Raw genomic sequence first — 12999 nt, forward strand, 5'->3', positions numbered from 1 at the left:
TGAGATTTTTTATGCGTTTTTTAGCAGAGGAATATAATAAGATAAATATGCTATGAATAAAGTATGTCTAAGAGGGAAAGTTAAAACACTGCTTAAATAGCTCAAGCAGTGTTTTTTTTTATCTGTTTTACAGAATAATAGTTTTATTTTGAAATACAAAAATACGATCGTGTAAGGCTAAATCTAAGGCACGACTAAGAACGGTTTTTTCTACATCTCGCCCCGCTTTCATCATGGCTTCAGCACTGTAAGTATGATCCACATTGATAACATTCTGCATAATAATTGGTCCTTGATCTAGCTCATTATTAATAAAATGTGCAGTAGCACCAATAATTTTTACACCACGCTCATAAGCTTGTTGATAAGGGCGCGCGCCAATAAATGCGGGTAGGAATGAATGGTGAATGTTGATAACACGATTTGGATAACGTTCAACAAATTCCGGGTTTAAGACACGCATATATTTTGCAAGCACAATATAATCAGGTTGATATTCATCAATTTTGTCTGCTAATCGTTTATCATGCTCAACACGTGTTAAGTTTTCGTGACTAATACAATGAAAAGGAACATCAAAACGTTCTACGAGTGATCTTAATGAATCATGATTACCGATTACGGCTGCAATTTCAACATTTAATCCACCATAATAAGTTTTCATCAAAATATCGCCAATACAATGTGCTTCTTTTGTCACTAAAATAACAATACGTTTTCTTTTAGAACTAATTAAACGACAATTTGCACCTTGCGGTAAAGCAGATTTTAGATCAGTGAGTAAGGTTTCTTCATTAAATATACCTTCTAATTCAGTACGCATGAAGAAATGTTTTGTTTCAAAATCGACAAACTCATTATTATGATTAATATTGAGTTGGTGTTTATAACAGATATTGGTTATTTTTGATATTAATCCTTTATCATCAGGACAGTCGGTTAATAAAATTTTATTTTCAATCATATAATATAAATACCTAAAATAAATAAAACCCATGAAAGATGGGTTTTATACTAATGAAAATGGATAATTAAATTTCAAAATCAGCTAATGTTTTACCCGCATCTAATTCTGCTTGTAACGCGAGAGGCGTTCTCCCTTGTCCTGTCCATGTTTTTACTTGGCCATTCACAGTATATTGGTATTTTGGTGGACGAGGTGCGCGTTTTTTATTTTGTTCTGATGTTGAGTCGAGTAATTCCGCAAGTTCTTCTGGCGTAATACCTTGTTCTTTTAATAATGCGCGATATTTTTCAAGACGAGCTAAACGCTCTTTTTGAGCTAATTGTTGAGCTTCAGCTTCTTGATGTTTTTCTTTAACAACAAGCGTTAATTTTTCTAGCATTGATTTTAATTCTTCAAGAGAAAGATCTTTTGCCATTGTACGTAAACTACGAAGATTATTTAATACTTTCGCGATATTGTTCATTTTATTCCTCAAGTTCAATCATATATTAAATGAAAAGCCAGTTTAGTATAAATAGAATGTTTCATTGAAGCAATAAGTAATGAAAAAATATCAGTATGAAAAAGTAAAATAATAATAAATTATTTAACTTATATCTTTAAATAGACAAAAAATAGAGAAAAAATAACCGCACTTTAGCTATAGAGAGTATTTTTTTATGAAATATGGGGGCGTGCTATTGGCAAGCTTAGCGGATTATTGTAATCTTGCACTTCTCCTACATATGTAGAGGCGCAAGCATTATAAGTATTTTTTCTGAGTGGATAGCGATGAGGAGAAAAGAAAGGAATGTTTGCCGAAATCAGTTAGAAGTCATTCTAATTGGTTGGGGGCGTTATCGAAAAGGTACGTCACTGCCATAGTATTACTTATTATTCACTATGGAGCGCTACTGTTAGGTTGTTTCACTTTAATCAACCTCTTAAATCAATCTCTTTCGATTATTTTAATTCAGTAGATCTCCCTTAATTTTTGGTAGAGGTCATGGAACTTATTAATTATTCCACATCAGCTTGGTCAATTTTACCGCCAATTTTGGCATTAGTATTAGCCGTGATTACGCGCAAAGTATTATTATCACTTAGTGTGGGGATCATCATCGGTGCTTTAATGCTAGGAGGAGGCGACATTGCAACATCATTCGTTTATCTTAAAGATAATGTATTTTCCTTAGTTTACGATACACAAGCACATGAATTAAATACAAATAATGTGAATATTTTATTATTCTTATTATTATTAGGCGCCTTAACTGCGTTATTAACGGCATCAGGTAGCAATCAAGCATTTGCTAATTGGGCACAAAAAAGAATTAAAGGGCGTCGTGGAGCCAAAATGATGGCCGCCGGATTAGTCTTTTTTACCTTCATTGATGATTATTTTCATAGTCTTGCGGTTGGAGCGATTGCGCGCCCTGTTACGGACAAATTTAAAGTGTCACGTGCCAAATTAGCGTATATTTTAGACTCTACGGCTGCACCTATGTGTGTCATTATGCCAATTTCCAGTTGGGGAGCCTATATTATTACCCTGATTGCAGGTTTATTAGCAACACATTCCATCACTGGTTATTCACCTATTGGCGCTTTTATGGCCATGAGTGCGATGAATTTTTATGCTATTTTTTCTATCATTATGGTATTTTGTGTGGCATATTTTTCGTTAGATCTTGGTTCAATGTCTCGTCACGAAGCCGCAGCCTTAGCTAAACCGGATGAAGAAGCGGAAACTATTATTGTGAATGGCCGTATGCGTAATTTGGTTTTTCCAATCGTGACCTTGATTGCTGCAACCGTTTTTATGATGATGTATACGGGTAATCAAGCTTTAGCAGAAGAAGGACTGCCATTTAGTGTGTTGGGCGCATTTGAAAATACGACTGTTGGGATATCTTTAGTTGTGGGTGGCGTGTCGGCCATTGTGGTATTAACATTGTGTATTATTGCTGGTCGTCACGTAGATATTCCAACGTATTTTAAAGCTTGGCTATTAGGTATGAAATCTATGTTAGGAGCCATACTTATTCTGTTGTTTGCGTGGACGATTAACAACGTGGTTGGCGATATGAAAACAGGGGAGTATCTTTCTACATTAGTTTCAGGTAATTTGAGTATTGAATTATTGCCTGCATTATTGTTCGTGTTGGGTGCGGCTATGGCGTTTTCAACAGGAACCAGCTGGGGAACGTTTGGGATCATGTTGCCTATTGCTGCGGCAATTGCAGCCAACGCAGCGCCTGAGTTACTTTTACCATGTCTATCTGCAGTCATGGCGGGTGCTGTTTGTGGCGATCATTGCTCACCTATTTCTGATACAACGATTTTATCTTCTACTGGCGCAAAATGCGGTTTAATGGATCACGTGACCACACAGTTACCTTATGCCATGAGTGTGGCAGCGGCAACTGTCTGTGGATATATTGTGTTAGGATTTACGCGTTCAGGGATTTTAGGCTTTATTACAACAGCCGTTGTGTTGGCTATATTAATTGTGATTTTTAGAAAGAAAGCACAAACTAATGAGAAATATGTGATGTAATGCACAAATTTTAAGAAAAAATTTAATTTTGTTATATTTATAAAATGCGACATATTGTCGCATTTTTTGTTTTTTATCTTGGTTATTGTTTATAAAAATCTAAATAAATTTTATTTTTAGTGTTTTATTCTATTTATTTCATTTTGCTAGCTAAAAATTTAGCTAGACAAATCAAATGACTTTAGGTAAAACTACAGCAAATAAAAATTGCGAAAAATAGACCGCACTTTCTGGAAAATATTAAAGGAAAAAGTGGGGTAAGGAGAAAATAATGAAAAAATTATCTGGTGCAGAAATGGTGGTACAGTCCTTGCGTGATCAGGGCGTAAAATTTGTATTTGGTTATCCAGGTGGGTCTGTCTTAGATATTTATGATGCTATTCATACTTTAGGCGGAATTGAGCATATTTTAGTTCGCCATGAACAAGGTGCAGTGCATATGGCTGATGGCTATGCAAGAGCTACGGGAGAAGTTGGGTGTGTGCTTGTTACTTCTGGTCCTGGTGCGACGAATGCAATCACAGGTATTGCAACGGCATATATGGATTCCATTCCCCTTGTTATTTTCTCAGGACAAGTTATGAGTAACCTTATTGGAAGTGATGCTTTCCAAGAATGTGATATGGTGGGGATTTCTCGTCCGGTGGTTAAGCATAGTTTCCTTGTTAAAAATGCAGAAGATATTCCGGCTATTGTGAAAAAAGCGTTTTATATCGCTTCAACTGGACGCCCTGGACCGGTAGTCATTGATCTTCCAAAAGATGTGATGAATCCGGCAATCAAAGTTCCTTATCATTATCCGGAAGAGATTAGTTTGCGTTCTTATAATCCTACGGTGCATGGACATAAAGGTCAAATTAAGAAAGCGTTAAAAGCGTTGTTAGTGGCTGAAAAACCGGTGTTATTTGTGGGTGGCGGTGTCATTACAGCAAACTGTAGTGATAAACTCATCCAGCTCGCGAAACAATTAAATTTGCCGGTGACGTCATCATTGATGGGGTTAGGCGCATATCCTGGAACAGATAAGCAGTTTTTAGGTATGCTTGGTATGCATGGTACTTTTGAAGCAAACACAGCAATGCATCACAGTGATTTAATTTTGGGGATTGGTGTACGTTTTGATGATCGTACAACGAATAACTTAGCGAAATATTGTCCAAATGCAAAAGTTATCCATGTGGATATTGATCCTACCTCCATTTCTAAAAATGTTCCAGCCTCTATTCCGATTGTAGGGAGTGCAGAGAGCGTTTTAACGGAATTTTTAGCATTACTAGAAGAAGAGAACTTAAGTAAATCTCAGTCTTCTTTAGAAGATTGGTGGAAACAAATTGACGGCTGGAAAGCGAAAAAATGTTTGGAATTCGACCGCACTTCATCAGTGATTAAGCCACAACAGGTTATCGAAACCGTTTACCGTATCACCGATGGTGAGGCATATGTCGCTTCTGATGTAGGACAACATCAAATGTTTGCTGCATTACATTATCCGTTTGATAAGCCACGTCGCTGGATTAACTCTGGTGGTTTGGGAACAATGGGATTTGGTTTGCCTGCGGCATTAGGGGTAAAACTTGCTTATCCTGACGCAACGGTTGTGTGTGTTACGGGAGATGGGAGTATTCAAATGAATATTCAAGAATTATCCACCGCGCAGCAATATGGTATTCCAGTTGTGATTATCAGTTTAAATAACCGCTTTTTAGGAATGGTAAAACAGTGGCAAGATATGATTTATTCAGGCCGTCACTCTCATTCTTATATGGATTCTTTGCCAGATTTTGTCAAATTAGCTGAAGCTTATGGGCATGTAGGGATCCAAATCAACACCTTAGATGAATTGGAAGAAAAACTCACTCAGGCTTTTTCTATTAAAGATAAATTGGTTTTTGTGGATATTAATGTTGATGAAACAGAACATGTATATCCAATGTTAGTGCGTGGTGGGGCAATGAATGAAATGTTTTTAAGCAAAACGGAGAGAGTATAATGCGTAGAATTTTATCAGTTTTATTAGAAAATGAATCTGGGGCTTTGTCTCGAGTTGTGGGGTTATTCTCTCAGCGCGCTTTTAATATTGATAGCTTAACAGTTGCTCCAACTGATGATCCGACTTTGTCTCGTATGACTATTGAGGCTTATGGAGAAGAACAAGTACTAGAGCAGATTGAGAAACAATTACATAAATTAGTGGATGTTTTTAAGGTCATTAATTTAAGTGATTGCGAACATGTTGAACGTGAAGTGATGTTATTGAAAATTAGAGCACAAGGTGCAACTCGCGATGAAATAAAACGCTTAGCGGATATTTTTCGTGGACAAATTGTTGATGTAACAACGAAATCTTATACTGTACAGTTAGCGGGTACCAAAGATAAACTTGATGCATTTATTGAGGCTGTGAAACAAGAAACATCTATTATTGAAATTGTTCGTTCGGGTTTGATTAGTTTATCAAGAGGCGAAAAGAACTGTCTGTAAAGACAATAAGAGATAATGAATTGGGATCTGCACGCAAAATAGGATAATACGGAATTTTGGTGCAGATTCTTTTTTATCGGCGTGGGAGCTGAATTTTCTTTTCTTCGCTAGGGCGATATAATACGAGAATATGTCCAATAGTTTGCACTATACAAGCTTCGGTTTCACGCGCAATAGCGTTAATAATCAGCTGTTTTGTTTCACGCTCAGCCCCCGCAATTTTCACTTTGATTAATTCATGGTGAGATAGGGCATGATCGATTTCCGCAAGTACTCCCTCTGTAAGCCCATTACTCCCAAGCATAACGACAGGGTTCAAATGGTGGGCAAGACCTTTTAAAAATTGCTTCTGTTTAGTAGATAATTCTGTAGACATAATGATTCTCTATAATGACATTTGGTGGGCATTATACCGTTTCAAACCAATTAAAATCAATTTTAATCTTAAAAGGTTTCAGAGGACAAAAAATTACCGAAAAAAGCTGAAAAAACGCCCTTGTTTTCCTGTCGCTTTCGAGTACAATCTAATAAACATACAATAATAGATTAGATCAATAGATACTCAATTATTAGGGATACTATGAATGAACTAAATGATTTATATCAAAGCGCTGAACGATTAGGCATTTCTCCTTCTCATTATAGTATTGATGGGCAATTAGTTTATGCTAAAGAAGAGAGTTTGGCGTATTTTGTCAAGCTGTTTGATCCTATAGGGAAACCCAGTAAAACGGATTTTCGGGATACAGCTGTTTATCGGGAAAATGAGCCTATTGATTATACTTTTACCCATCTTTCCCTGTCTGAGCCGATTATACAATATCAACTTTTTGATGAAATTGGACAATTGCTTTTTTCAAAATCCTTATCTTCTTCCTCTTCCTCACTTCGTTTAGATCCTTTGCCTTTTGGTTATTATTCACTTCAACTTTGTGGTGCAAAACAATCTTATTTTATTCGTTTATTCGTTACCCCAAAAACAAGTTATCAGCCCACCTCTTTACAGCAACATAAAGCTTGGGGGATTAATACGCAATTATACAGTTTACGTTCGGCAAATAATTGGGGAATGGGGGATTTAGGAGATTTACGCGCTCTTATTGAACAAGCTGTCAAGTATGGCGCAAGTTTTGTTGGGGTTAATCCGTTACACGCCATGTTTGGCGCAGTACCTCAATGGGCGAGTCCCTATAGTTCGGCCTCTCGTCGTTGGCTGAATTATGTATATTTAGATATTAACGCATTGCCGGAATTTAGGTTAAGTCGAGCCGTACAAAATTGGTGGAAATCCACAGAAACTCAAGAGCAATTAGCACACTTACGCCAAGCAGAGCAAGTAGATTATCAAGGTGTTAGCGCATTAAAACTTATTGCATTGGAAAAGCTCTATCGCTATTTTTTAACGGGCAAATCTGCCGAAATTGTTCAACGTCGCCAGGACTTTGCTCAATTTGTTCGTGAACAAGGTGATGATTTGATTTATCAAGGTCTATTTGATGTGTTAGATAGGGAAGTTCATCAAACCTTGCAACAGGAAGTTAACGAACAAAATATAGGTTGGTTAGGCTGGCCTGAAAAATGGCAGTATGTAAATAAAACGCAGCGTAAAAACTTGTTAAAAACGCACCGCACTTCAGTGGATTTTTATGTTTGGTTGCAATGGTTAACACATTGTCAACTGATTGAGCTTAAGCAGTATTGTCAAATGATTGGCCTAGAATTGGGGCTGTATGGTGATTTGGCGGTGAGTGTCTCTCGAGGCGGGGCGGATGTTTGGTGTGATCCTGAGCTTTATTGTGTTAATGCCTCTGTAGGTGCGCCTCCCGATCCATTAGGGCCTATTGGACAAAATTGGAATTTACCGCCCATGAACCCACGTGAATTACAACGTCGTGGTTTTCAACCGTGGATTGATTTATTACGTGCAAATATGCAGCATGTTGGAGTATTGCGCATTGATCATGTTATGGGATTATTTCGTTTGTGGTTGATTCCTGAAGATAAAACGGCGTCTGATGGCGTGTATGTCCATTATCCTTTTGATGCCATGATGGCCGTGTTGGCGATAGAAAGCCAACGTAACCAATGCTTAATTGTAGGAGAAGATTTGGGAACGGTACCCGATGAAGTTCGCTCAAAATTATTTGAGTTGCAAATTTTCTCTTATTTTGTGCTGTATTTTGAGCAACGCAATGGTCAATTTCCTCATGGTAATCATTATCCTCAACATGCTTTTGCGACTGTTGGTACACATGATGTTCCATCATTACAAAGCTTTTGGCATTGTCGTGATTTAGAGTTGTTTGCTCAGTTAGGCATTTTACAAGGCGAAATACTTGCACAGAAATATGCTCAGCGAGTAGAGGATAAGCAAGCATTATTAGATTCATTACATCGTGATGGCTATTTACCCCCTCATTATGAAGGTGATGCATTAAGTATGGCCATGCATGATCATTTAAATTTAGTGATTCATCAATATTTAGCGGAAAGTCGTAGTCGATTAATCGGCGTGCAATTAGAAAATTTATTGAATCAAGAGGTTTCTTTTAACTTACCGGGTACTGGAACAGAATATCCAAACTGGCGGAATAAATTAACATTATCGTTAGAACAAATTTTTGCAGACTCTCGTATCCAGCACATGTTACATACTATTAATCAAAGTCGGAATAAGGAGTAAGAAAATGGATAAGCTTGTTTCACAAGACATTATTGAACAATTTTTTGATGGTTGGCATGGTGATCCTTTTTCTGTATTGGGCATGCATGAAACGGAAAAAGGGATTGAAGTACGTGTGTTAATGCCAGATGCGCAACGTGTATTGATATTGGATAAAGAAAGCCATCAAGTTATCTGTGAATTAGATTGTTTAGATGAACGGGGTTTTTTTGCTTCTGTCATACCTGAAAAACGCGAATTTTTTGTTTATCAGTTACAGGTTTTTTGGGGACATGAGTCACAATTAGTAGAAGATCCTTATCGTTTTCACCCCATGTTAAATGAATTAGACAATTGGTTATTTGCCGAAGGTTCCTATTTGCGACCTTATGAAAAACTCGGCGCTCATTTTACGGAGTGTGATAATGTGTCTGGTGTTACTTTTCGATTATGGGCTCCGAATGCTAAACGTGTCTCTGTTGTTGGTGATTTCAATTATTGGGACGGTCGTCGTCACCCTATGCGTTTACATATTGAAAGTGGCATTTGGGAACTGTTTTTACCTAAAGTCGCGCTGGGGCAATTATATAAATTTGAGCTAGTCGATTGTAATAATCAATTACGTCTTAAATCTGATCCTTATGCTTTTTCCGCACAACTTCGCCCAGACACCGCCTCACAAATTAGCGCGTTGCCTGAGGTGGTAGAAATGACTCAAAAGCGTGCAAAAGCGAATCAAGTCGATCAGCCGATTTCCATTTATGAGGTGCATTTAGGTTCGTGGCGACGTAATTTAGAAAATAATTATTGGTTGAATTATGATGAATTAGCTGATGAGTTGATTCCTTATGTCAAAGAAATGGGCTTTACCCATATCGAATTACTGCCTATCTCAGAATTTCCGTTTGATGGCTCATGGGGTTATCAACCTTTGGGTCTTTATGCGCCTACAAGCCGTTTTGGTACAGCAGATGGTTTTAAGCGTTTTATCGACAAAGCACACGAAGCCGGTATTAATGTGATTTTAGACTGGGTACCTGGACATTTTCCAAGTGACACGCATGGTTTAGCCTCTTTTGATGGAACCGCGTTATATGAACACGCGGATCCACGTGAAGGTTATCATCAAGATTGGAATACTTTAATTTACAACTATGGCCGTCATGAGGTGCGTAATTTCTTATCAAGTAATGCGTTGTATTGGATTGAGCGTTTTGGTTTAGATGGTTTAAGGGTTGATGCCGTAGCCTCTATGATCTACCGTGATTACAGCCGTAAAGATGGTGAGTGGATTGCGAATCAGTACGGTGGAAGAGAAAATTTAGAGGCGATAGAATTTTTAAAACATACTAACTGGAAAATAGGTTCAGAAATGCAAGGGGCGATAACGATTGCAGAAGAATCGACGTCATTTGCGGGAGTGACTTTGCCGCCTGAAAAGGGGGGATTAGGCTTCCACTTTAAATGGAATATGGGGTGGATGAACGATACCCTTGCTTATATGAAACGGGATCCTATTTATCGCCAATATCACCATGACCAAATGACATTTGGCATGATGTATAACTATAGTGAAAATTTCGTATTGCCACTATCTCATGATGAGGTTGTGCATGGTAAAGGATCGTTACTCGATAAGATGCCAGGGGATGCATGGCAAAAATTTGCCAATTTGCGAGCTTATTATGGTTATATGTGGGCATATCCAGGCAAAAAATTATTGTTTATGGGAAATGAATTTGCTCAAGGGCGCGAATGGAATTACAAAGAAAGCCTGGATTGGTTCTTGCTTGATGAATATATCGGTGGTGTATGGCACAAAGGAGTACATCAGCTAGTTAAAGATTTAAATAAAACTTATCAAAAACATACCGCACTTTATCAGCTAGATACAGATCCTAAAGGATTTGAATGGTTGGTTGTAGATGATTATCAACGTTCTATTTTTGTATTTGAACGTCGTGATCGTAATGGAGAACGCATTATTGTGGTGAGTAATTTTACTCCGGTGGTTCATCATGAATATCGATTTGGGGTGAATAAAGTAGGGCGTTACCAAGAAATTTTAAATACGGATGCGGATGTTTATGCCGGGAGTAATGTGAGTAATTTAGCCGAGATATTAACGGAAGACATTGAGTCTCATGGTAAAGCTCAATCAATTTCTATCAGTGTGCCACCATTGGCCACAATTTATTTGAAATATCTTGATGTTTTGGATAAAAGTGTTAAGTAGCGCAAGTTTTCTTTCTTTTTAATATGGTATGCTCAGACTATGAAATTTGAATTTACTGAAGGTGTAGCGTTTCCGCTTGGTTATTCAATACAGAATCACCAAGAACGACAAGGGATAAACTTTTCGCTTTTTTCAACACAAGCGCAAGCCGTTGATTTGTGTTTGTTTATACAAGAAGAGGAATTACGTTTTCCGTTGTATCGTACCGATAATTATTGGCATATTTGGATTCAAGATCTCCCGTTGAATACGGCTTATGGTTTTAGAGTGTATGGTGAAGGCAGTAATCCTCAAAAATTATTATTGGATCCTTATGCCAAAGGGGTAATGGGCAAACCTGATTGTAGTACAGCAGAGAAACAGGCTTGGTTTTCCTTACAAGATGAACGAGATAATGCGGAGATTGCACCAAAATCGGTAGTCATGGATTTAAGTTTTGATTGGCAAGATGATAAACCCTTACAGACACCTTGGGCCAATACCATTATTTATGAATTGCATGTTAAGGGCTTTACTCAATTAAGAGAGGATTTGCCTGAAAACATGCGGGGAACCTATGCAGGATTAGCTCATCCGACAACAATAGCCTATCTTAAGGAGTTAGGAATAAGTGCGGTGGAATTATTACCTGTTTTTTACCATTTAGATGAAATTCATCTGCAACAATTAGGATTAAAAAATTATTGGGGTTATAACCCAGTCACCATGTTTGCGGTGGAGGCTGATTACTGGTCAGGTGAGCCAGGAACAACACCATTGACTGAATTTAAATCGATGGTGAAGGCCTTACATCAAGCTGGGATAGAAGTGATTTTGGATGTCGTGTTTAATCATACAGCGGAATCAGAAAAACATCATCCAACTTATTGCCATCGCGGGATTGATGAACATCAGTATTATTGGCATGACGAACAGGGCCATTATGTCAATTGGACGGGTTGTGGCAATATGTTGAATATTGCCAATGAAAATGGTCGCCGTTGGGTGATTGATTGCTTGAAATATTGGGTTGAAGAGTGTCATGTAGACGGTTTTCGTTTTGATTTAGGGACAAATTTAGGGCGAGAACCTTATTTTAACCCGCAAGCTCAGCTTTTTGCAGATATTGCTCAAGAATCCAGTTTGCAAGGGTGTAAGTTTATTGCTGAGCCTTGGGATATTGGTGAATATGGTTATCAACTTGGCCAATTTCCACCGTATTTTGCGGAATGGAATGATCGTTATCGTGATGACATGTGTCGTTTTTGGTTATGGAAAAGCGGGGAGCTTGGTGCATTTGCGGATCGTTTGGCTGGCTCCAGTGACATATTTGGTGCAAATCGATTGCCGCATCATTCTATTAATTTTATTACAGCTCATGATGGTTTTACTTTACGTGATTTAGTCAGCTATAACCAAAAACATAATGAAGCGAATGGTGAACAAAATCGTGACGGACGTAATGAGAATTATAGTTACAATCACGGCATTGAAGGGATTGAGAATATTCCAAGCGCGGTAGAAAATCAGCGATTTTTTAGTTCTGTAAGCTTATTGCAAACCTTGTTATTATCAAATGGTACGCCAATGCTATTAGCCGGTGATGAGTTTGGTAATACACAATACGGTAATAATAATGCGTATTGTCAAGATAATGAAATCGCTTGGTTAGATTGGCAAAATCAAAATGAAAAATTGTTATTTTTAACAAAGCAAACGATTGCGTTACGTAAAAAAATTCAAAGTTTGCAGACGGATAAATGGTGGTCTAGTGACAATGTCACATGGTTGAGTGTGCAGGGCAAATTGATGGAAACTGCGGATTGGCAAAATTATTACACCAAAGCCTTACAGGTCCAGCTAGATCAGCAGTGGTTGTTGTTAATCAATGGAAAAGATCAGGAGCAAGAATTTCATTTGCCGCCAGGTAGTTGGCGAGAATATTGCGAGTCAAAATATCATAATGTGATTAACGGCTATTATATGTTTAAGGGGGTAGGCGTTCGTATCTTATGTCAGGCTATGGCATAACTTAAATGTAAGGAGGCGATGATTTTTCAGCGTTATTGTTCGTGGGAGCATGAGCAAAGATACACAGGCTTCTAAATTTTATTTTTTTATTTTATTGGAGAAAT

General features: G+C 37.7%; 9 protein-coding genes and 1 riboswitch. Of the genes, 6 read left to right on the forward strand and 3 right to left on the reverse strand.

The window, feature by feature from the left end; translation table 11 throughout:
- Positions 1–127: 127 nt before the first annotated feature.
- Together purU and CVP05_RS00725 are read right to left on the reverse strand one after the other, a co-directional pair.
- Positions 128–964: a formyltetrahydrofolate deformylase gene (gene purU, locus CVP05_RS00720; RefSeq protein ID WP_100287645.1), complete on the reverse strand. Its 837-nt coding sequence runs from the start codon at positions 962–964 to the stop codon at positions 128–130.
- Between the two features lie 67 nt (positions 965–1031).
- Positions 1032–1430, reverse strand: coding sequence for an H-NS family histone-like protein (locus CVP05_RS00725; RefSeq protein ID WP_100287646.1), 399 nt, complete (start codon positions 1428–1430; stop codon positions 1032–1034).
- 257 nt (positions 1431–1687) lie between these two features.
- Positions 1688–1868, forward strand: a riboswitch (Lysine riboswitch).
- Between the two features lie 84 nt (positions 1869–1952).
- On the opposite strand from CVP05_RS00725, the gene CVP05_RS00735 reads away from it, so the two are divergent.
- The 3 genes from CVP05_RS00735 to ilvN all read left to right on the forward strand — a co-directional run bounded on the left by CVP05_RS00735 (position 1953) and on the right by ilvN (position 5987).
- Entirely contained in the window at positions 1953–3506 is a 1554-nt protein-coding gene (locus tag CVP05_RS00735) for a Na+/H+ antiporter NhaC family protein (RefSeq protein WP_100287647.1), read from the forward strand.
- A 271-nt stretch (positions 3507–3777) separates the two neighbouring features.
- A complete protein-coding gene (locus CVP05_RS00740; protein WP_100287648.1) occupies positions 3778–5496 on the forward strand; it encodes an acetolactate synthase 3 large subunit in 1719 nt (572 codons plus the stop codon).
- A complete protein-coding gene (ilvN, locus tag CVP05_RS00745) occupies positions 5496–5987 on the forward strand; it encodes an acetolactate synthase small subunit (protein WP_100287649.1) in 492 nt (163 codons plus the stop codon). The genes CVP05_RS00740 and ilvN overlap by 1 nt, the downstream gene beginning before the upstream one ends.
- A gap of 73 nt (positions 5988–6060) precedes the next feature.
- Here ilvN and yhbY read toward each other — a convergent pair whose 3' ends face one another.
- Entirely contained in the window at positions 6061–6363 is a 303-nt protein-coding gene (yhbY, locus tag CVP05_RS00750) for a ribosome assembly RNA-binding protein YhbY (RefSeq protein WP_100287650.1), read from the reverse strand.
- A 204-nt stretch (positions 6364–6567) separates the two neighbouring features.
- Here yhbY and malQ point away from each other — a divergent pair, with 204 nt between their 5' ends.
- Genes malQ through glgX form a run of 3 tightly spaced genes read left to right on the forward strand, consistent with a single transcriptional unit; the run spans position 6568 to position 12895 of the window.
- Positions 6568–8670 (forward strand): 4-alpha-glucanotransferase, encoded by a 2103-nt coding sequence (malQ, locus tag CVP05_RS00755; RefSeq protein WP_100287651.1) that lies wholly within the window; start codon positions 6568–6570, stop codon positions 8668–8670.
- Positions 8671–8674: 4 nt separating this feature from the next.
- Positions 8675–10885 carry a 1,4-alpha-glucan branching protein GlgB gene (glgB, locus tag CVP05_RS00760; RefSeq protein WP_100287652.1) on the forward strand — a complete coding sequence of 737 codons (2211 nt, stop codon included), beginning with the start codon at positions 8675–8677 and terminating at the stop codon, positions 10883–10885.
- 39 nt (positions 10886–10924) lie between these two features.
- Positions 10925–12895 carry a glycogen debranching protein GlgX gene (gene glgX, locus CVP05_RS00765; RefSeq protein WP_100287653.1) on the forward strand — a complete coding sequence of 657 codons (1971 nt, stop codon included), beginning with the start codon at positions 10925–10927 and terminating at the stop codon, positions 12893–12895.
- Positions 12896–12999: the final 104 nt, after the last annotated feature.

Source organism: Conservatibacter flavescens (assembly GCF_002795425.1).
In the GTDB taxonomy this organism is placed as follows: Bacteria; Pseudomonadota; Gammaproteobacteria; order Enterobacterales; family Pasteurellaceae; genus Conservatibacter; species Conservatibacter flavescens.